At 71.2% G+C, this 19,899-nt stretch carries 15 protein-coding genes; 2 read left to right on the top strand and 13 right to left on the bottom strand.

Annotation, left to right across the window (positions count from 1 at the left end; all coding sequences use genetic code 11):
- Nucleotides 1-112: 112 nt before the first annotated feature.
- The 10 genes from ACFY1J_RS02215 to ACFY1J_RS02170 all read right to left on the bottom strand — a co-directional run bounded on the left by ACFY1J_RS02215 (nucleotide 113) and on the right by ACFY1J_RS02170 (nucleotide 14,742).
- Nucleotides 113-1,612, bottom strand: a complete 1,500-nt coding sequence (locus ACFY1J_RS02215; RefSeq protein WP_390706572.1) for an SDR family NAD(P)-dependent oxidoreductase — start codon at nucleotides 1,610-1,612, stop codon at nucleotides 113-115.
- A gap of 210 nt (nucleotides 1,613-1,822) precedes the next feature.
- On the bottom strand, nucleotides 1,823-2,512 hold the full coding sequence (locus ACFY1J_RS02210; protein WP_390730430.1) for a hypothetical protein: 690 nt from the start codon (nucleotides 2,510-2,512) through the stop codon (nucleotides 1,823-1,825).
- A gap of 447 nt (nucleotides 2,513-2,959) precedes the next feature.
- Nucleotides 2,960-4,507 (bottom strand): alkaline phosphatase D family protein, encoded by a 1,548-nt coding sequence (locus ACFY1J_RS02205; protein WP_390706574.1) that lies wholly within the window; start codon nucleotides 4,505-4,507, stop codon nucleotides 2,960-2,962.
- A gap of 855 nt (nucleotides 4,508-5,362) precedes the next feature.
- Nucleotides 5,363-6,811 carry a GTPase ObgE gene (obgE, locus tag ACFY1J_RS02200; RefSeq protein ID WP_390730429.1) on the bottom strand — a complete coding sequence of 483 codons (1,449 nt, stop codon included), beginning with the start codon at nucleotides 6,809-6,811 and terminating at the stop codon, nucleotides 5,363-5,365.
- A gap of 118 nt (nucleotides 6,812-6,929) precedes the next feature.
- Nucleotides 6,930-7,184 (bottom strand): 50S ribosomal protein L27, encoded by a 255-nt coding sequence (gene rpmA / locus ACFY1J_RS02195; protein ID WP_023550764.1) that lies wholly within the window; start codon nucleotides 7,182-7,184, stop codon nucleotides 6,930-6,932.
- Between the two features lie 13 nt (nucleotides 7,185-7,197).
- Nucleotides 7,198-7,518 (bottom strand): 50S ribosomal protein L21, encoded by a 321-nt coding sequence (gene rplU, locus ACFY1J_RS02190; RefSeq protein WP_100826193.1) that lies wholly within the window; start codon nucleotides 7,516-7,518, stop codon nucleotides 7,198-7,200.
- 278 nt (nucleotides 7,519-7,796) lie between these two features.
- Complete coding sequence (locus ACFY1J_RS02185) at nucleotides 7,797-11,822, bottom strand: ribonuclease E/G (RefSeq protein ID WP_390730428.1); 4,026 nt, start codon at nucleotides 11,820-11,822, stop codon at nucleotides 7,797-7,799.
- A 278-nt stretch (nucleotides 11,823-12,100) separates the two neighbouring features.
- The gene (locus ACFY1J_RS02180) at nucleotides 12,101-12,886 is read right to left on the bottom strand and encodes a TIGR03936 family radical SAM-associated protein (protein WP_390730427.1); all 786 of its coding nucleotides are present in this window, start codon (nucleotides 12,884-12,886) and stop codon (nucleotides 12,101-12,103) included.
- A gap of 48 nt (nucleotides 12,887-12,934) precedes the next feature.
- Nucleotides 12,935-14,029 carry a hypothetical protein gene (locus ACFY1J_RS02175; RefSeq protein ID WP_390706578.1) on the bottom strand — a complete coding sequence of 365 codons (1,095 nt, stop codon included), beginning with the start codon at nucleotides 14,027-14,029 and terminating at the stop codon, nucleotides 12,935-12,937.
- A 98-nt stretch (nucleotides 14,030-14,127) separates the two neighbouring features.
- Nucleotides 14,128-14,742, bottom strand: coding sequence for a hypothetical protein (locus tag ACFY1J_RS02170; protein ID WP_390730426.1), 615 nt, complete (start codon nucleotides 14,740-14,742; stop codon nucleotides 14,128-14,130).
- A 195-nt stretch (nucleotides 14,743-14,937) separates the two neighbouring features.
- Here ACFY1J_RS02170 and ACFY1J_RS02165 point away from each other — a divergent pair, with 195 nt between their 5' ends.
- The gene (locus ACFY1J_RS02165; RefSeq protein ID WP_390730425.1) at nucleotides 14,938-16,152 is read left to right on the top strand and encodes an alpha/beta hydrolase family protein; all 1,215 of its coding nucleotides are present in this window, start codon (nucleotides 14,938-14,940) and stop codon (nucleotides 16,150-16,152) included.
- 9 nt (nucleotides 16,153-16,161) lie between these two features.
- Here ACFY1J_RS02165 and ACFY1J_RS02160 read toward each other — a convergent pair whose 3' ends face one another.
- Entirely contained in the window at nucleotides 16,162-17,643 is a 1,482-nt protein-coding gene (locus ACFY1J_RS02160; protein WP_390730424.1) for an alpha/beta hydrolase, read from the bottom strand.
- Nucleotides 17,644-17,708: 65 nt separating this feature from the next.
- On the opposite strand from ACFY1J_RS02160, the gene ACFY1J_RS02155 reads away from it, so the two are divergent.
- Nucleotides 17,709-18,623, top strand: coding sequence for a MerR family transcriptional regulator (locus tag ACFY1J_RS02155; protein WP_390730423.1), 915 nt, complete (start codon nucleotides 17,709-17,711; stop codon nucleotides 18,621-18,623).
- A gap of 61 nt (nucleotides 18,624-18,684) precedes the next feature.
- On the opposite strand, the gene ACFY1J_RS02150 is transcribed toward ACFY1J_RS02155, so the two are convergent.
- Both ACFY1J_RS02150 and ACFY1J_RS02145 read right to left on the bottom strand, forming a co-directional pair.
- The gene (locus tag ACFY1J_RS02150; protein WP_390730422.1) at nucleotides 18,685-19,422 is read right to left on the bottom strand and encodes a DUF2637 domain-containing protein; all 738 of its coding nucleotides are present in this window, start codon (nucleotides 19,420-19,422) and stop codon (nucleotides 18,685-18,687) included.
- A gap of 23 nt (nucleotides 19,423-19,445) precedes the next feature.
- The gene (locus tag ACFY1J_RS02145) at nucleotides 19,446-19,649 is read right to left on the bottom strand and encodes a hypothetical protein (protein WP_363295144.1); all 204 of its coding nucleotides are present in this window, start codon (nucleotides 19,647-19,649) and stop codon (nucleotides 19,446-19,448) included.
- Nucleotides 19,650-19,899 lie beyond the last annotated feature (250 nt).

Raw genomic sequence — 19,899 nt, 5'->3', positions numbered from 1 at the left:
CTTGCGGACAATTTGCGAAGGGTCTGTGAGCTTTACGGATTCAGGCCTCTGTGAATGCTCCGCAATCGCGTAGTCACAGAGGCCTGAATTTCAGATGCCTATTTGATGTCGATTATGCCACGCCGTCCTGACGGTCCAGGACACTGGCGAGGGCCTGCTCGAAGCCGGAGGCCTGGCCGGCCGCCGCCGTCGGGTCCTGCTGGCGGACGTCGATGACATGGCCGGTCAGCTCGGACAGCAGGACGTCGAGCGAGGTGCGGGCCACGGCCTCGGAGGAGAGCAGGGTGCCCGCGGGCTCCTGGCCGAACGCCTTGGTGCGCATCGGGGTGGCGGTGCGCTCCGGGTTGATGCAGTTGACGCGGATGCCGTCGCCGGCCCACTCGTCGGACAGGGCCTGGGTGAGATTCACCATGGCGGCCTTGGTCGAGGAGTAGAGGCTGTACTCGGCGCGGCCGCGGGTGTAGCTGCTGGAGGTGTAGAGCAGCAGCTGGCCCTTGGTCTCGGCCAGGTACTTGTACGAGGAGCGGGCGATCTGCACCGGGGCCAGGTAGTTGACCTTCAGCGCCTCCTCGATGGTGGCGTTGTCGGTCTCGGCGAGCTTGCCGATGCGCAGCACGCCCGCGGTGTTGACGACGTAGTCGATCCGGCCGGTCTCCGCGTACGCCTTGGACAGCGCGTCGTCGACCTCCTCCGGGTTCTCCACGTGGGTGCCGGTGGTGGAGCGGCCCAGCGCGTACACGGAGGCGCCGTAGGACTCGGCGAGTTCGGCGATGTCCTTGCCGATGCCGTACGAACCACCGAAGATCACGACGGTCTTGCCGGTGAGGAGCTCGCGGTAGGCCTCCTCGCCGTTCTGCTCCGGGGCCGCCGTGGAGGCGAGCTGGAAGAGCTTGTCGGCGATGAAGACGTCGACCGGCTGGGTCACCTTCATGTTGTACTCGTCACCCGCGACGACGTGGATCGGCACGTCCGGCAGGTACTTGAGCACGACGGAGCAGTCGTCCGTGGCCTGGAAGTTGGGGTCGCCGGCCGCGACCTCGTAGGCCCGCTTGACCGTGGACAGCTTGAAGGCCTGCGGCGTCTGGCCGCGGCGCAGCCGGGAGCGGTCCGGGATCTCGGTGATGAACTCGCCGTCCTCGCCGTGTGTACGGGTCACGATGATCGTGTCCGCGGACGGGATGGCGACGTCGACCGCCTGGTAGCGCTCCAGCGCGACGACGCAGTCGTCGATGACACGCTGCGACAGCAGCGGGCGTACCGCGTCGTGGAAGAGGACGTTGAGGTCCTCGCCCTCGGCCAGGCCCTCACCGAGGGCGGCGATGGCGCGCTCGGTGGTCTCGTTCCGGGTGGAGCCACCCTCGATGATCTTCTTGACCTTGCGGAACCCGGCCTTGGCGACGATCTTCTCGATGTCGGGGACATAGCCCGGCGCCATCAGCACGATGACGTCGTCGATCGAGTCGGCGTTCTCGAAGGTGGTCAGGGTGTGCTCGATGACTGCCTTGCCGGCGATCTTCAGCAACTGCTTGGGGATCGACAGACCCACGCGCTGACCGGTTCCACCGGCCAGGATCACTGCGGTGGTACGGGGCTTGGCTATGTGCTGGGACACAGGTGACCTACCTTGGGGCGTCAGGGAACCTCGAAATGGTCCCACTTCGGGTTACCGCAGTGCAAGGTGAGCGTCCTTCGCTGCATATGTGGCCGCAACCTCTCATTCACCTTGCACTCCTGGTGATGGCCGCCGTCCTCACGGGGGTCCCGGAAGTCCCCGTGAATTTGCTGTGAGTAAGTCCACTCCCGGCGGGGCAGCAGTCGCTTGTCAGCGGCGCCGCAGTCGCTGGAGGCAGCGATGGCCGAGTACCCGGACGAGTTCCTTCGACGACGTCTGGTGCACCGTGCGGACCCGGTCCGGGCGGGCGGGCACCGAGGCGGCCGCGGCGAGGGCCCCGTACAACGCCCGCGCGGCCACTTTTGGTGAGATCCGCGCCTCGTCGAAGAGCGCGTGGCCGGATTCCGACTGCTTCGGTACGGCGGACAGCAGTGCCGGATCGCCGAGAACGCGCACACCGAGCGCCGCGATCCGCTCGCTCATCCCGGCGCCGATCTCCGCGGCGGCCTCGACCGCCCACCGGGGCGTGGCAATCTTCACGTCCTGCGGGGTGGGACTGCACGCGTTCTTCATATGCATGACCGCGCCGTTGCGCACGAGCTTGGAATACAGCTCGTCGGGCAGTCCATTGCCGCGGAATTCCACATTAAGATTCCGCAGCATTTCGGTCTCGGCCAGGGTGAGGGAACGATTCGCGGTGTCCGGAAACGGCCTCAGAAGATTCCGGGGCAGTCCCGTCTCGAAGGTGCGCAGGAGTCCGTCCCGGTCGCGGTCGTCGACCACCACGACGGTGACCCGCTCCGCACCGACCGCCCGCGCCCAGCGCTCGACCAGCCGGTCGTGCCGGTGCCGGCGCCAGAAGCTGGGGTTGAGCTTCTCGTACGGGGCCCTGCGGAGCATGTGCTCCAGCCAGTCCTCGTAGCCCGAAGAATTCGCTGCTGATCACCGAGGTGTGTCTCCCGGTGGCCTCGACCTGCTTCAGCAGCCGTGTCCAGTGCCGGTCGGTGGGCCGGGGGTCGCCCATCATCGCGGGCCGGGCGCAGGCGGCCAGCGCGGCCTCCATCGGATGCCTGCTGTGGGCCGGGAAATCGACGCCGTGCCGCGCCATCGTCTCCTTCGCGGCGAACAGCGCGCCCTGGATGGCGGTGGTCCCGGTCTTGTGCGGGCCGATGTGCAGCAGGCGGGTGCCGGGCGGCAGCGGGGCGGGGACGTGTCTCGAACAGTCCGTCTCCATGGTCAACGGACGGTAAGAGACTTACCTGAGACTCACCTGAGAGGGCCCTGGGACTGCTGTGAGTACAGGGGTCCAGGGCCCTGCCGAGAGCGTCGGAGGCCTTCCCGGGCGCCTCAGACCAGGTTCACACCCGGTTCGTCCGACTCCACCCGCAGCCGCGCCAGTGTGCTCGCGGTGGCCTGCGGCTTCACCACCGTGTCCACGACCCGGACCTGGGCGTCGATGCCGTCGCGACGGATGTCGAAGAGGTGGTAGCCGCGGTGGGCGTCGATCACCTTCCAGTGCGGGTTGTCCGCCTTCAGCGGGTCCCACTGGGCGTGGAAGGCGGCCTGGTCCTGGTCGCCGTTGCTGGAGATGGAGGTGCCGACGAACTCGGCGCCGACGACGTCGGAGTCCGGGTCGGCGAAGTCCCGCTTCAGATCGCTGATCATCGTCAGGTGCCGGTCACCGCTGAGCACGACCGGGTTGCGGACGTCCTGGAAATCCTCCAGGAGCGCGTTGCGTTCGGCCTGGTAGCCGTCCCAGGCGTCGTAGAACCAGAGCTTGCCCTCGCCGGGCAGCAGATCGGTCTCGGCCATCATGATCTGGGAGGCGATCAGGTTCCAGCGGGCCGGGGAGTCCCGCAGCCCGTCGAGCAGCCACTCCTTCTGCGCGGCCCCGAGCATCGTCATCGACGGGTCCTCGGCCCCGGCCTGACCGGTGGCCTGGTCGCTGCGGAACTGCCGGGTGTCCAGGACGTTGACGCGGGCCAGGCGGCCGAACTCCAGGCGTCGGTACATCTGGATGTGCGGTCCGTCCGGGACGGCGGTGGCGCGGACGGGCATGTGCTCGTAGTACGCCTGGTAGGCCGCCGTCAGCCGGGCCACGAACGCGTCGTGCGACTGCTTGCCGGGGTCCTGCGGGATCTCGCCGGCGAAGTCGTTGTCGACCTCGTGGTCGTCGAAGGTGACCACCCAGGGCGCGCTCGCGTGCATCGCCTGGAGGTCCGGGTCGGTGCGGTACTGGGCGTAGCGGTTGCGGTACTGGACCAGGGTGTACGGCTCCCCCTTGCCCTCGTGCCGGCGCACGCCCGTCGACGAGGGCGACGACTCGTAGATGTAGTCGCCGACGAAGAGGACGAAGTCGGGGTCCTGGGCCAGCATGTCGGCGTACGGGGTGAAGTAGCCGTGCTGCCAGTTCTGGCAGGAGGCCAGCGCCATGCGCAGCGAGCCGCCCCTGCTGTGCGGGTGGGGCGCGGTGCGGGTACGGCCGGTGGGCGAGATCTGGCCGCCGGTGCGGAAGCGGTACCAGTAGGTGCGCCCCGGGCGCAGGCCCCGTACGTCCACGTGAACGCTGTGCCCGTACTCGGGTCTGGCCTCGGCGACGCCCCGGCGCACGGTCTTTCTGCAGCCCTCGTCCTCGGCGATCTCCCACTGCACCGGCACCACGGCGTCGGGCATACCGCCGCCGCCCAGCGGGTCGGGAGCGAGCCTGGTCCACAGCACGATGCCGTCGGGCAGCGGGTCGCCGGAGGCGATGCCGAGGCTGAACACACCGTCGGGCAACGGTGTTTCGGCCGCGCGGGCGGTGGCCGGCAGCCACAGCTGGGCCGAGGCCGCGGCGCCCAGGACGGCGGCACCCGCGGTGATGAAGCGGCGTCGGTCGGGCGATGATGCGGTCATTCGCTGACTCCCTTGCCACAGTGACCTCTTCGGACCTTCGGAAGCTCCCACGGCCGGACGGCCCGTCCGCTGAACGGGAGCCTTCGCGTGCATGACAAACAAGCAGACAACGGAAGACCCGTCGCGGCACGTAACACCCTTGTGCCACAACGGGTCTGACGGTAGATCGGAATACGACGCGGACTCAGTAGGCGAAGCCGAAGCCAGATGCAGGGCCGGCTCGAAGAAGTCACCCTTCTCCGCGGTGCCCGGCACACTCACGGTGTTCTGGCCGAACACCGTGGTGCCGACGCTGGTCGGCCCGAACGGCCCGCCGGGTACGACGGCAAAGGTGCCGGCGTGGACGATCCGGAGGGATTCCTCGCCCAGGACGAGGTCCGCGCGGCCGCCGCCGTCGAGGTCGCCGAGCCCGTCCCGCCCGAAGGGCCCGAACAGCACAGGGCCGTTGCGGGCCAGGTCCTGGTGCCCGTCGCCGTTGAAGTCGCCGGTCACGGCCAGCGGGGCCTGGTTGCGGCCGGTGCCCTCGGCGGGCAGCGCCTTGCCCGAGACGAACCCGGCGGGCCCTCCCCGCAGCACGGTCCGATCGGCCTGGTGGTCTGCGCCGTCCTGTTGCCACTGCTCGGCCCCGGACTCCACGAGCAGGTCCGCGAACCCCGTCCCCGTCCGGGCCGGCCGCGGCCGGCCGGGAACCGCCCACGGTCGCGGACCGGCCGGCGACGGCCAGGTTCTCGTAGCCGTCGCCGTCGAAGTCCAGCTTCAGGGCCCTGGCGCCAGGGGGGCCGTCGCGGCGAGCAGGGCGATGGCCGCCACGGCGGTGGCGTTCAAGGCTTCAGCAGTGGCCCGGGTCCGGGTACGTCACTCGAACGGATCGAAGCTGTCGAACTCCTGGAAGGCCTCGTCCCGCTCGGCCTGTCGGTCGCGGCGGCGCTGGGCCGCGGGGCGCTGCTCCTCCAGCCGGTGGTCCTCGCCGCGCCGGCCGAGCATCTCCGCGCCGGCCATGACCGACGGCTCCCAGTCGAAGACGACCGCGTTCTCCTCGGGGCCGATGGCGACGCCGTCGCCGGAGCGGGCGCCCGCCTTCATCAACTCCTCCTCGACACCGAGGCGGTTGAGGCGGTCGGCGAGGTAGCCCACGGCCTCGTCGTTGTTGAAGTCGGTCTGGCGCACCCAGCGTTCGGGCTTCTCGCCGCGCACCCGGAACAGCTCCTCGCCGCCGACCTCCTCGCGCGTCACGGTGAAGCCCGCGTCGTCCACGGCCTTGGGCCGGATGACGATCCGGGTCGCCTCCTCCTTCGGCTTCGCGGCGCGCGCCCTGGCGACCAGGTCGCCGAGGCCGTACGACAGCTCCTTCAGACCGATGTGGGCCACCGCCGACACCTCGAAGACGCGGTAGCCGCGCTCCTCCAGGTCGGGCCGGACCATCTCGGCCAGGTCCTTGCCGTCCGGCACGTCGACCTTGTTCAGGACGACGATCCGGGGCCGGTTGTCGAGGCCGCCGTACTGCTTCAGCTCCTCCTCGATGATGTCGAGGTCGGAGACCGGGTCGCGGTCGGACTCCAGGGTCGCCGTGTCCAGGACGTGCACCAGCACGCTGCACCGCTCGACGTGGCGCAGGAACTCCAGGCCGAGGCCCTTGCCCTGGCTGGCGCCCGGGATCAGTCCCGGCACATCGGCGATGGTGTACACGGTCGCGCCCGCGGTCACCACGCCCAGGTTCGGCACGAGGGTCGTGAAGGGGTAGTCCGCGATCTTCGGCTTGGCCGCGCTGAGCACCGAGATCAGCGAGGACTTGCCCGCGCTCGGGTAGCCGACCAGCGCCACGTCGGCGACCGTCTTCAGCTCCAGGACGATGTCCTGGAGGTCCCCCGGCTCACCGAGCAGCGCGAAGCCGGGCGCCTTGCGGCGGGCCGACGCCAGCGCCGCGTTGCCGAGGCCGCCCCGGCCGCCCTGCGCGGCGACGTACGAGGTGCCGTGCCCGATCAGGTCGGCGAGCACATTGCCCGCCCTGTCCAGGACGACCGTGCCGTCCGGCACCGGCAGGACCAGGTCCTGGCCGTCCTTGCCGGAGCGGTTGCCGCCCTCGCCCGGCTTGCCGTTGGTGGCCTTGCGGTGCGGGGAGTGGTGGTAGTCGAGAAGCGTGGTGACCGACTGGTCGACGGTGAGGATCACATCGCCGCCGCGCCCGCCGTTGCCGCCGTCGGGTCCGCCCAGCGGCTTGAACTTCTCTCGGTGGACGGAGGCACAGCCGTGACCTCCGTTACCCGCGGCGACATGCAGATCGACGCGGTCCACGAAGGTGGTCATGGTCAGTGCCTCCAGAAACGTACGGGGTATCTCTTTGGGTAACACGCGAAAGGCGGACCCGCCTTCCCGACCGGGAAGTGAGGTCCGCCTCGCGAAAGCGTTCGGGTCAGGCCTGAGCTCAGGCGACCGGAACGATGTTCACGACCTTGCGGCCACGGTGGGTACCGAACTCCACCGCACCGGCCTGCAGCGCGAACAGCGTGTCGTCGCCGCCACGGCCGACGCCGGCGCCCGGGTGGAAGTGGGTGCCGCGCTGGCGGACCAGGATCTCACCCGCGTTGACGACCTGACCGCCGAAGCGCTTCACGCCGAGCCGCTGGGCATTGGAGTCGCGACCGTTCCGGGTGGACGATGCGCCCTTCTTGTGTGCCATGTCTCCTCAGTCCTTACTTCGCAGCCGCGGGGATCGCGGTGACCTTGATCGCCGTGTACTGCTGGCGGTGGCCCTGGCGACGACGGTAGCCGGTCTTGTTCTTGTAGCGCAGAATGTCGATCTTCTGGCCCTTGTGGTGGTCCACGACCTCGGCCTGGACCTTGATGCCGGCCAGCACCCACGGGTCGCTGGTCACAGCGTCGCCGTCGACAACGAGCAGGGTCGAGAGCTCGACCGTGTCGCCAACCTTGGCAGTGGAAATCTTGTCAACCTCAACGATGTCGCCGACAGCAACCTTGTGCTGGCGACCACCGCTGCGCACGATGGCGTACACGCGGATCTCTCTCTCGCTCGGAAACGGCACCCCCGCAGGCCAGCCGCCCAGCATGGTCACGGGCAACCTCTCCCGGCCAACCGTGTGCCCGGGAGGAAGAGGTTTACGGGGATGTGGCGTGTTCAGTGGACACGCCGACGGTCAAGGTTACGGGGCCGTGGCCGAGGGGGTCAAACCGGCCGGGTCCCGGTGGGGGTCCCCCTGCTCGAACGAAGCTGAGAGCTTGGGGGACCGCGGCCGGTCACCGGGACCGGCCGCAGACCTCGCTTCGGGCCTTGTCAGGCCTCGTCGGCGGCGACCGTGGTCTTCTTCGCCGTCGACTTGGCGGCGGCCGTCTTGGCGGTCTTGGCCGCCTTCTTGGCCGTCGTCTTCTTGGCCGCGACCGTCTTCTTGGCCGCGGTCTTCTTGGTGGCGGCCTTCTTCGCGGTCGCCTTCTTGGCGGTCTTGCGGGCAGCCGCCTTCTTGGCCGGAGCGGCTTCCTCGGTCTCCGCCTCGGCGGCAGCGGGCTCCTGCGCCTCCGCCGACGGGACGACCACGACGGCCGTCTCCTCGGACGCGGTGGGCGCGGTGGCCTTGCGCACCGCACGGCGGCGCGGGCGGACCGGGGCGGCGCTCTCCACGGGCGCCTCCTCGGCCGGAGCCACGGCCGGAGCCTGCTCCACGGGAGCGGCCGGAACCTCGGCCGCGGGCGCGGCCTCGGCGACCGTCACCACGGCCGCCTCGGCACCCGCGGGGGAACCGGCGGGCGCCGACACCTTCCGGGTCGCACGACGGCGCGTACGGCCCTTGGGCGCGGCCTCCTCGGCCGGCGCCGCGGCGACCACCGCGTCCTCGACGGCGGCGGGCTCGGCGAGCGCCTCGGCGGCCGGCTCCGGCTGCACCGGACGCGCGGCCTCCGCCGCGGCCGGGACGGCCTGGGCGGTGGGCACCTCGGCGACCTCCGCCTCGGCCTCCGCCTTCACGGCGTCGCCCGACGGGGCCTCAGCCTTCGCCGACTGCTTCCGGGGCGCGCCCGCCGGAGCCGAGGCCCGGCGGCCGGCCCGACGGCGCGTACGGCCACGGGTGGCCGCGGCCTCCGCCTCGGCGACGCTGCTGTACAGCTCCTCGTCCGGCGCCATGTCCGGGGCGGGCAGCGCGACGGGCTCGGCGACCTCGGCCACGACCTCGGCCATGGCCTCCGCCTCGCTCTCGGCCTCCTGCTCGGCGGTCTCGGCTGCCTCCGTGACGAAGGTCTCGTGCTCGTGCACATGTCCGTCACCGCCACGGCCGCGCTTCTTGCGCTTGCCGCCGCCTCCGACGGAGGTCGGCTGCTCCATGTGGACGATCACTCCACGGCCGTTGCAGTGGACGCAGGTCTCCGAGAAGGACTCCAGCAGCCCCTGCCCGACCCGCTTGCGGGTCATCTGGACGAGGCCCAGCGAGGTCACCTCGGCCACCTGGTGCTTCGTACGGTCCCGGCCCAGGCACTCCAGCAGACGCCGCAGGACGAGATCCCGGTTGGACTCCAGCACCATGTCGATGAAGTCGATGACGATGATGCCGCCGAGGTCGCGCAGCCGCAGCTGGCGGACGATCTCCTCGGCCGCCTCCAGGTTGTTCCTGGTGACGGTCTCCTCGAGGTTGCCGCCCTGGCCGGTGAACTTGCCGGTGTTGACGTCGACGACGACCATCGCCTCGGTCCGGTCGATCACCAGCGAACCGCCGCTGGGCAGCCAGACCTTGCGGTCCAGCGCCTTGGCGAGCTGCTCGTCGATCCGGTAGGTGGCGAAGGCGTCGACCTCGGAGGTCCACTTCGACAGCCGCTCGGCGAGGTCCGGGGCGACGTGCGAGACGTACCCGTGGATGGTCTCCCAGGCGTCGTCACCGCTGACGACGACCTTGGAGAAGTCCTCGTTGAAGATGTCGCGCACGACCCGGACGGTCATGTCCGGCTCGCCGTACAGCAGCGAAGGCGCACTTGAGCTGCCGCCGTTCTTGGCCTTCTTCCGGATGTCCTCCCACTGCGCCTGCAGCCGCTCGACGTCCCGGCGCAGCTCGTCCTCGCTCGCGCCCTCGGCGGCGGTGCGCACGATGACGCCCGCGTCCTCGGGGACGATCTTCTTGAGGATGGTCTTCAGCCGGGCGCGCTCGGTGTCGGGCAGCTTGCGGCTGATGCCGGTCATCGAGCCCTCGGGGACGTACACGAGGTACCGGCCCGGGAGGGAGACCTGGCTGGTCAGACGGGCGCCCTTGTGGCCGATCGGGTCCTTCGTCACCTGGACGAGGACGGACTGGCCGGACTTCAGGGCGGACTCGATGCGCCGCGGGCCGTTCGCCATGCCCAGCGCCTCGAAGTTGACCTCACCGGCGTAGAGCACCGCGTTGCGGCCCTTGCCGATGTCGATGAAGGCGGCCTCCATCGACGGCAGCACGTTCTGGACCTTGCCCAGGTAGACGTTGCCGACGTACGAGGTCGACTGCTCCTTGTTGACGTAGTGCTCGACGAGCACGCCGTCCTCCAGGACGCCGATCTGCGTGCGCTCGCCGCTCTGCCGGACGACCATCACGCGCTCGACGGCCTCGCGGCGGGCCAGGAACTCCGCCTCGGTGATGATCGGAACGCGGCGGCGGCCCTGCTCACGGCCTTCCCGGCGGCGCTGCTTCTTGGCCTCCAGACGGGTCGAGCCCTTGATGGACTGCACCTCGTCGGACGGCTCGGCGGGCTTGCGGGGCTCGCGGACCTTGACGACCGTGCGCTCCGGGTCGCCCTCGCCGGGCTCGGTGTCGGCGGAGGTGTCACCGGCGCGACGACGGCGCCGGCGGCGGCGACGGCTGCCGGCGGAGCCGCCCTCTTCGGCGTGCGCCTCCTCGTCGTCCTCTTCCTCCTGCTCGGCGGTGTCCTCGGCGTCCTGCGCGGCCTGCTCGGCGGCGAGCTCGTCGGACTCGGCGTCCGCGCCCTCACCGGCCTCGCCGCGGCGGCGACGGCGGCCACCACGCCGGCGGCGACGGCGCGCACCGGTCTCCTCGGCCTCGTCGCCCTCGGCGGCGTCCTCGACCGAGTCCTCCGGCTCCTCGGCCTCCTCGGTCTCGTCCTCGACGGGGGTCTCGGCGGGGGTCTCGGCGGGGGTCTCGACGGCCTGGGCCTCGGTCTCCTCGCCGTAGCCGGCGCCCCGGCGGCGGCGACGGCGGCGCGGGCCGGCCTGCTCCTCCGTGAGCTCCTCGGTCTCCTCGGTCCCGGCCGCCTCGGCGGCGGCTTCGGCGGCGGCCCGCTCCGGGGTCTGGAACTTCGGTTCGGTGAACACGGGCGCCTGGAACACGGCCACCGCGGGCCGCGCCGGACGGCGCGACTTGGGCTCGGCGGACTCGGCGGGCTCGGCGGCGACCGCCTGGGCGGGCTGCGGCGCGGGCTCGGAGAACCCGGACGCGGCCTGCCGCACGACCCGGCGCCGGGAACGGCGCGGCGCGGCGTCCTCGGCGGCCGCTTCGGCGGCGGGGGCCTCGACGGCGACCGTCGCGGGCACAGCGCTCTCGGCGTGCTCGGCGGACTCGGCGACGGGGGCCACGGCGGCCTCCTCGACGACGGGAACACCGGCGGGCGCGGAGGCACGACGGGCGGCACGACGACGCGTACGGGCGACCGGCGCGGCCTCTTCGGCTGCCGCCTCGACCACTTCGGCCTCGGCCTTCTCCCCGGTGGCGGGCACCACGGCCTCGACCGCCTCAGCAGACGCAGGCGCACCGGCAGGCGCGGAGGCACGGCGAGAGGCACGACGACGCGTACGCGCCACCGGTGCAGCCTCCTCGACCACCTCGGCCTCAGCCTCCGCCTTCTCCTCAGCGGCAGGCACGACAGCCTCGACCGCCTCAGCAGACGCAGGCGCACCAGCAGGCGCGGAGGCACGGCGAGAGGCACGACGACGCGTACGCGCCACCGGTGCAGCCTCCTCGACCACCTCGGCCTCCGCCTTCTCCTCAACGGCAGGCACGACAGCCTCGACCGCCTCAGCAGACGCAGGCGCACCAGCAGGCGCACCAGCAGGCGCAGAAGCACGACGCGTCGCACGACGACGCGTACGAGCGACCGGCGCGGCCTCCTCGACGGCGGCAGGCGCCTCGACGACCTCGACCTCGGCCTTCTCCTCGGTCTCCGCGAGTTCGGTGGTCTCGGCGGCCGGTATGGCCGGCGTGACGACCTCGGTCACGGTCTCTGCCTCGGCGGGCGGTCCCGCCGGGCGGGATGCGGCACGGCGCCGCCTCCGCGGCGGCAGGGTGTCGCTGGGGGTGTTCAGTTCGGAACCCTCGTTGGGTTCGGTCGGTTCGAGCATGCGGGCGTTTCTCCCGTCAGGCTCCCGGGCGCCGCGCCTGGTCCGGCGTCGATCGGATCGATCGACCGCCGTTGACGTCCGCGGCCCGCGCGATGCGCGATGGCCGCCGTCCGGGGCGCGGGCGCCACACGGGAGCTCTCCGTGTCCTGTCTCGTCGGTTCCGTACGCCATGTCACGTACGGCCTGGCGAAAGTCTTCTGGTCGGTGCGCTGCCCGACCCAGGTGGCTCCCGAGTACGAGGGCGGCGCTACGACGTCCGTCCTTACGCGGAACCTTCCTTACGCCGGCGCCTTCGCGGCGGCAGTCGCGGCGGCCGGGTGCGGCTCGGTCGCTGCTGCCTCGCGGTCGGGCGCGAGCGGGTCGGTCACCGTGCCGGTCTCTTCATCGAACAGCCCCTGCGCCAGCCTGGTCACCGCTGCGGGGACCGGCGGCGCCAGGTCGGCCACGGCGCGGAGACCGGACAGGACGTCGTCGGGTCGTACGGCAGGCGTCACGTGCCGAACAACCAGCCGCAGTATCGCACAGGGCTGGTCGGTCGGCCTATCAGCCTGCGAACTGTGCGTTTCCGCGATCCGCAGGCTCTCCAGGCTCACGACCGCGGAACGGGCGTCGAAGGTGCGGACGCCGTTCTTGGTCGTGCGCTGCACTTCGACGGTCTCGGCCTTCATGAAGGCCTCGACCGCGTGCTCGGCGTCGGCCGGGTCGACACCGTCCAGCCGCAGCTCCCACACGGAAGCCGTCAGCCGGTCGGCGAGCCCGGTCGTCCTTGCCTCGACCGCGTCGACGATGTCGAGCCCGGTGGGCAGGGACTCGTCGAGGAGGACGCGCAGCGTCTCCGGGTCGCGGGCCGCGGCGAGCGCGATCTCCAGATACTCCGCCTCACTGCCCGTGCCGGTGGGTGCGGCATTGGCGTACGACACCTTCGGATGCGGCGTGAACCCCGCCGAGTACGCCATCGGCACCTCGGCACGGCGCAGCGCACGCTCGAAGGCGCGCTGGAAGTCACGGTGGCTGGTGAACCGGAGGCGGCCGCGCTTGGTGTAGCGCAGTCGGATGCGCTGCACCGCGGGTGCGGGCGGCGGGCCTTCGGGCTGTCGCTTGCCCAGTGTCGTTCAGTCCTTCGTGAGAGCGGTCGTACTGCTACCAAGAGTACGTGTCTCACGCCCCGTGGGTTCCCGCCGGGCCACCGGCTCCGGGCGCCGCTGCTCGCCGAACAGCATCCGCCGGACGTCGGCCCGTGCCTGCCGCATCGTCTCGCGGGCGGAGGCCAGGGCCTGCCGGGTGGCCCGCCCCACCGCGCGCCCGGCCTCGGCGGCGGGGCGCAGCAGGACGTCCCGGACGACGTGCCCGACCGGGGTGAGGACGGTCCGGTACACCCACTTCACCGGCTCCACGAACATCCACCGGAAGAGGGTCCCGAGGAACCGCCCGACGACGAGCGAGATCCGCCCGGCGATCCGCCAGGCGTGGCCGAGCGCCTCCCCGATCTCCCGCGCGACGACGGCGAGGACGCGGCCGACGGGCACGAGCACCCAGCGCCACAGGGCGAGGGCGGGCAGGACGACAACGACACGCGTCGTCCAGTACAGGACGGCGCCGATGCCGGTGACGACGGCGTTGCCGAGCCACACCAGTGCCCGTCCGACGGGTGCGAGGACCCACTCGTACAGCCATTGGGCGGGTACGACGAGCAGATACCGCACCAGCCAGGCGACGGCGGTGTACACGCCCAGCCCGACGGCGCCGAGCACGATCCCGACGCCCTTCAGCAGCCGGGCGATGCCGCGGCCGATCGGCGTGAGCACGCGCGCGTACAGCCACTCCAGGCCGGCGCCGATTCCGCGTCCGATCCAGGCGAGGGCATGCCCGACCGGGGTGAGCACATACCGGTACAGCCAGCCGAGCGGTACCACCACGAGCACGTGCCCGACCCAGGCCAGCGCCTTCGCGACCGGTACGACGACGTACCGCCACAGCGCCACCCACGGCCAGACGAAGACGGCCCGGCCGATCCACAGCAGCGCCCGCCCGAGCGGTCGCAGCACGGTGTCGGTCAGGAACCGTCCGGCCACGACGAGGCCGTCCCAGGCCATCCGGATCGGTACGACGAGGACGAGCACGACGATGCGTATGGGGATGCGGAGGGCGACGACCAGGCACCCTTCGGGTTCCTGCCGCCGCGGCTCGGGCGACTTTTCGAACTCCATACCCACGAAGACGCCGCAGCCGCCCGTACGGATCCAGTGGCGCGATTTCTCCGCCTCTTATCGCGATCTCGTCTCTTCTCGTCGCGATCTCGTCGCGGCTAGGTCGCGAGCGCCCGCTGCTTGTAGGCCTCGGGATAGCGCTCCGTGAATTTGACGACCGCGACCAGCAGGACCACGGGGACGACCCAGTTGAACCAGTCGTCCATCGACGGGAAGCGGATGGCCAGCCAGGTCGAGAGGGCGATGAGGGCGAAGACCACACCCCATGCCGCGGTCAGCACCTGGTTGATGTGCTTGAAGACGGGCGAGTCCCACACCTCGCGGGGCGTCGACTCGCGGGCGTACTGGGCGGTGAAGGGATCGACGAACAGCGATCCCAGCGCCACGGCGGCCACCACCCCGTTGGAGATGACCAGGGCGTACGTCTCCAGCCACAGGAGCTGCGAGCGGTCCAGGGCGAGCGCGAGGACCGTGATCACGGCGAAGAACACGATGCCGACCATGTCCAGGATGTAGAACCTGCCCCGGAGGATGTCCCGCCCCGACAGGACGATCACGGCGATCAGCGCGGCCAGCGCCGCGTACTCCCAGGTGCTGGGGCTCGCGACCACGCCGAAGACGATCCACGGCGCGAACGACAGGAACGCCCCGCCGGTACCGACGGGCTTCTTGGCCGGGGTGTCCGTCGTAGACCGCGTCGACTGCTCGCCCATGGGAGTTCCTCCCGTCGCCCGCCGGGACTCACGCCCCGCTTTTCCAGCCTGCCGCGGGCGCGGGCCGCGCGCATGCCGTCGGCCCTCCCACTCCGGAGTGCGTCGCGGGGAGCGGGCTCCTACGGTGAGAGAGGTGGTCCGGGCCTTCCAGGGGGCGTCCTCCGGGGCGGCCGTACGGCGTAGCGGGAGGCAGCGATGACCTACCGGTTCAGCAAGAACGACCAGTACAACTACGAGATCCTGCTCGCCCTGGGCTCGGCGTGGCGGCAGGGCGCCGACATCGGCGAGGTACTGGCCACCACCTCCGTCGCGGCGGACGGCCACGCGGAGACCTGGTTCTCGGCCTGGACCGCGCTGGCCCGCACAGTCCGTGCGCAGGCCGAGAGGAGCGCGGCCGAGGAGCATACGGTGAGCGCCCGGGACGCGTATCTGCGGGCGGCCGGGTACTTGGGCACCGCCCTGGTGGCCGTCGACGGGCTGGCGGACCCAGAGGCGAACCTGGCCGAGGTGTTCGCGGCGCACCGCGACTGCTTCGACCGGTTCCTGCAGGCCTGCGACCCGCCCGCGGAACGGGTCTCGATCCCCTACGAGGGAGGGTCGCTTCCCGGGTACCTCGTCGGCCCGCCGGGGGATCTGGGGCCGCTGCCCACGGTGATCGTCAACAACGGCAGCGACGGCCCGATCAGCATGGCCTGGACCATGCTCGGGGCGCCGGCGGTGGCCCGTGAGTACCGGGTCCTGCTGTTCGACGGCCCCGGCCAGCAGTCCATGCTGTTCGAACGCGGGGTCACCTTCCGGCCCGACTGGGAGAAGGTCATCACCCCGATCGTGGACTTCCTCCTCGCCCGCGGCGACGTCGACCCCCGGCGGATCGTCCTGGCCGGCATCAGCCAGGCCGGCTACTGGGTCCCCCGAGCACTCGCGTTCGAGCACCGGATCGCCGCCGCGGTCGCCGACCCGGGCGTCGTCGCGGTCGCGGACAGCTGGTGGCACCACCTCGGCCCCGAACTGCGTGCCCTGTGGGAGTCCGGCGACCGCACGGCCTTCGACCAGATCATGACGGAGGTGTTGGGCAGGGACCCGGCACTGGCCGCGATGTGGCGTTGGCGGGCCAAGCCGTACGGCATCGACTCCCCCTTCGACCTGCTGACCGAGGTGTCCAAGTACGACGTCATGCCGTTCGTCGGCCGGATCACCACCCCGCTGCTGATCACCGACCCGGACGGCGAGCACTTCTGGCCGGGTGCCTCGCAGCGCCTGTACGACGCGCTTCCCGGCCCGAAGCACCTGGTCCGCTTCACCGAGGAGGAGGGCGCGCACCTGCACTGCGAGCCGATCGGCCGCGCGGTGTTCGAGCAGCGCGTCTTCGACTGGCTGGACACCCGCCTGGCCTCGGTCGGGCATCCCTAGGTCCTGTCGTCACATCCCCAGGTGTCCGAGCACCGTGCGCAGGGCCCGGGTCACGGCCTCGCGGGACTCGTCGGTGCGGTTGTGGATCTCGAAGCCGTGGATGCCGTGCGGGACGTCGATGATCTCGACGGGAGCCTTCTTCTCCTCCGCCGCGCTCACGAACTTCTCGACCGTGTCGCCGATCTGCGGTGTCTCCAGACCCGCGCGGGTCAGCACCAGGGGCGGCAGCGCCCCACCGTCGGCCGGGAGCGCGTCGACCGGGTGGAACCGGTCGCCGACCGCGCCCCAGCCCGGAAGCGGTTCCAGGATCGGATAGGTGAGCGCAAGGCAGCGCAGCCACGCGGGCGGGGCGGCGATCCAGTCCGCGGCGAGCAGTCCCGCCCCGGAGAAGAACCACAGGGCGATCCGGTCCGGGTCCACACGGGGGTCGGCCCGCAGCAGTTCGACGCCCTCGGCCACGTCGTCCGCGGCCTGCGGGTACTCGGCGATGCCGTGCAGGCGGTGTCCCACGACCGCGCCCACCGCTCCCCGGCTTGCCGCGAGACGGCCGTAGCCGACGTAGAACGGCGTGTCGCGCAGCCCGGGGTCGCGGTCGCGCGGCACCGGGCCGCCGTGCACGAACAGAACGGCGGGCCGCGGCCCCATCGCGGCGGGCTGCGGCAGATGCAGGTCCAGTCGCCCGTTCCGTACCCGCGGCGCCTCCGGGACGTCGAGCAGGAAGGGACTCAGGTACGGCGACTCGTCCTCGGGTGCGGTCAGCCTGCGTCCTTCGCCCGCCGCAGCGCGCAGCAGCACCTCGGCCAGTTCGTCCGGGCAGGAGAGCATCGGCCAGTGGCCGGTGGCCAGTTCGAAGAATCCCACCTGTGGGACGGCCAGCTTCCGGAACTGCGGCGGACCGGTGCGCACCAGCGCCTGGACCGTCTCGATCGTCGTGCCGCCCGCCGTGCACAGGATTCCGGTGGTCGGCACATCCGCGGCGGCGCCGGTCAGGCGCAGGGGCTGCGTGAGCGTCCGTGGCGGCTGTGGGGCGGCCAGGTCGCTCAGCAGCGCCAGCCGCCGCGGGGACAGCCCTTCCGTGCTGCCCCATCGCGGCCACTCCCGCGGCTTTGGCGCCGGGACCGGCCCGGGGTCGCCGTCCGCGCCGAGCAGGTGGTGCACCGTGGGGTCGGGCACCAGGGTCAGCGCCCGGTCGCCGTCCTCCGGCAGCCCGGCGTCCAGGTAGACGATGCGGGCGACCCGGTCCGGGCGGCGGTCCGCCGCGCCGAGCACCGGGTGGATGGCGTAGTCGTGGCCGACCAGCACCAGTCGGGGCGCGTCGAGGGAGTCGATCAGCCGGACCACGTCCTCGACATGGGTCTCCACGTCGGCCTCGGGCCGCATGCTCAGCGTCACGGGGTGCGCCTCGGCGCCGGACTCACGCAGCGGGCCGGTCACTTCGCTCCAGATCCGTTCGTTGGTGAACGGGCCGGAGACCAGGATGAATACGGACATCAGCACCTCCAGGGGCGGGTTCGTCGCGGGTAACCTAGGAACTCCCCCTGAGGGAGGTTCAACTCTTGTCCGCAGACGGCACCCTGAGCATCGGCGAACTCGCCTCGCGGGCGGGAACCACGGTCAAGACGGTCCGCTTCTACTCGGACCGGGGCCTGCTGCCCGAGGCCACCCGGAGCACCGGAGGCCACCGCCGCTACGGCCTCGAGGCGCTTTCCCGGCTGCGCACCATCCGGTCACTGCGCTCCCTCGGCGTGCCCGTTCCCGAGATCGGGCGCGCTCTCGACTCCGGGGACAGCGACTCCTGGGACGGTCTGGAGGCGGTGGTTGCGCGCCGGCTGGACGACCTCGGCACCGAACTGGCCGCCCTGCGCTGGCGCGAGGCCGCCCTGCGGGCCCTGCACGAGGGCGCCCCGGAACAACTGGCGGAACGCCTGGAGCTGATAGGGGCGGTCAGCGTCCCGCCGAGCACCTCCGCGCTCGCGCACTACTGGCGCCGTCTGCTGCCGGTGCGTCTCTCGGCCCGGCTGCGCTCCGCGGTCACCGAGGCGGCCGTACCGCAGCCGCCCTGCGACCCGACTCCGGAGCAGGTCCTCGCCTTCGCCCGGCTGCACGCCCTGGCGAAGGACGCCACCGACCACTGCCTCACGTCCCACCGGCCCGCCCCCGCCGCACACCCTGATCTGCTCTACGACGGCCTGTACGAGGCCTACCAGTTGGTGGAGACAGCCCTGCGGGCCGACCGCTCCCCCGGTCCGGGCGAGGCCCTGGACTGCTACGTCGCCGCCCACGCCCGCGCCTTGGACACCCGGGACACCCCCGGCTTCCGCCGCGCCCTCACCGTCCGGCTGGCCGCCGCGGACCACCCGGTGATGTCCCGCTACTGGCAACTGGCGGGAGAGCTCACGCCCCACCCGACCCTCGGCGCGGCGGATTTGTGGCTGCGCGAGGCACTGACCGCGGGCACGACAGCGCACTGAGCCCCACACGCAACTCGGCCCTCTCCCTTGCCGGGAGAGGGCCGAGAAGTCCGGGTGGGGCTCAGGGCTTGGTGCGCCGCTGTGCATGCGCGGCATGCCGGGGCCGGCATCCGGACGAGACCTGGCCGACCAGTTCCCAGAAGCACACCAGCGCGGTGACCGGCGGCAGTCCGACCATCACGAACGCCAGGTGGGAACGCGAGGAATGGCTGATGGAGAGCGCCACGGCCATGGCGGACGCGGCCAGCATGACGCACCAGGACCGCCGGGTGTCCCGCCGCTGAACCGTGGCCCGCACGATGGACAGGGCCGCCACGAACCACGGTCCGTAGACCATGAGCGGCCACCAGCGCGCCAGCTTCGGGGGCAGCACGGACAAGGCGATGCCGTGCAGTTGGCCGTACGAGTAGGCGATGGACCACCCGAGCATGCACGCCGCGCACACCAGGATCGCCGCGATCAGGATCGTCACGTGCGTGACCCGCTGGCCGCCGTCGAGGAAGTGGGAGTCCGCCCGGAGCCGCCGCCGATTGCTCCTGCGGTGCGGTCGGTCCGGCGGGATGTGCGTGGATTCCTGGCTGGTCGCGGTGGACAGCATCTGGGCCAGCTCTTCGTCCAGGTCCCAGGCCTTTTGCGTCATGTCCGGCTGTACTGGGTTGGTCCAGGACTGCTGGGGGTACGAGACCGCGTCGTAGACAGGCTGGCTCAGGTCGTAGACAGGCTGGTTCAGCGTGTCATGGTCGGTTCTCAGGGCGTAGTGAAGATCATACAGACCGGCTTCATCATAATTCCTGTCCATTCGAAAGCCCTCCGCGCCCAGGTTCAGGAAGTACGGTCCAGAGCACGGGATCCGATCATGACCGGTACGGCGCCGGCGCCGCCGCACCGATCCCGCATCGCTCTCATATATTCACTTTCCAACTTCCTGATCTCATCCAGAAAATCATCCAAAAGATCGGAGTAGTAACCGAGCCCCGCAGCAGCGCCCGCCAGCGTGTGGCCCTTGACGTAAGGCGACTGGTTCACGGCTCCACACCCTTCTCTCCCTGTCACGGTCACTTAACGAGTACCACCGGAGGCGAGGCGTGTGGCATTCGGGTAATTGCGTCACCCGGAAGAGTTGTCCCGGCCTCCGATGACCAGATTTACGCGCAGGCAGTATGAATTCCTGATAGAGAACCGGAATCATCGATCCGCTTGTAGCAGCGGTGCGGTCCCTCGGGGCGCCGGCTCGGCGCAGGGGGCCCAGTCGGCCCAACGCCGAAGACTCCAGGCA

Source organism: Streptomyces sp. NPDC001406 (assembly GCF_042895285.1).
Taxonomy (GTDB): Bacteria; Actinomycetota; Actinomycetes; order Streptomycetales; family Streptomycetaceae; genus Streptomyces.
This window is presented reverse-complemented; position numbering and strand designations above follow the sequence as displayed.

Excerpts from the sequence above, each read along its gene's own strand:
- ACFY1J_RS02175 (WP_390706578.1), bottom strand. The coding sequence starts at position 14,029 with ATGGAGTTCGAAAAGTCGCCCGAGCCGCGGCGGCAGGAACCCGAAGGG.
- obgE (WP_390730429.1), bottom strand. The coding sequence starts at position 6,811 with ATGACCACCTTCGTGGACCGCGTCGATCTGCATGTCGCCGCGGGTAAC.
- ACFY1J_RS02150 (WP_390730422.1), bottom strand. The coding sequence starts at position 19,422 with ATGGACAGGAATTATGATGAAGCCGGTCTGTATGATCTTCACTACGCC.
- ACFY1J_RS02160 (WP_390730424.1), bottom strand. The coding sequence starts at position 17,643 with ATGTCCGTATTCATCCTGGTCTCCGGCCCGTTCACCAACGAACGGATC.
- ACFY1J_RS02210 (WP_390730430.1), bottom strand. The coding sequence starts at position 2,512 with ATGCTCCGCAGGGCCCCGTACGAGAAGCTCAACCCCAGCTTCTGGCGC.
- ACFY1J_RS02165 (WP_390730425.1), top strand. The coding sequence starts at position 14,938 with ATGACCTACCGGTTCAGCAAGAACGACCAGTACAACTACGAGATCCTG.
- ACFY1J_RS02205 (WP_390706574.1), bottom strand. The coding sequence starts at position 4,507 with ATGACCGCATCATCGCCCGACCGACGCCGCTTCATCACCGCGGGTGCC.
- ACFY1J_RS02170 (WP_390730426.1), bottom strand. The coding sequence starts at position 14,742 with ATGGGCGAGCAGTCGACGCGGTCTACGACGGACACCCCGGCCAAGAAG.
- rpmA (WP_023550764.1), bottom strand. The coding sequence starts at position 7,184 with ATGGCACACAAGAAGGGCGCATCGTCCACCCGGAACGGTCGCGACTCC.
- ACFY1J_RS02185 (WP_390730428.1), bottom strand. The coding sequence starts at position 11,822 with ATGCTCGAACCGACCGAACCCAACGAGGGTTCCGAACTGAACACCCCC.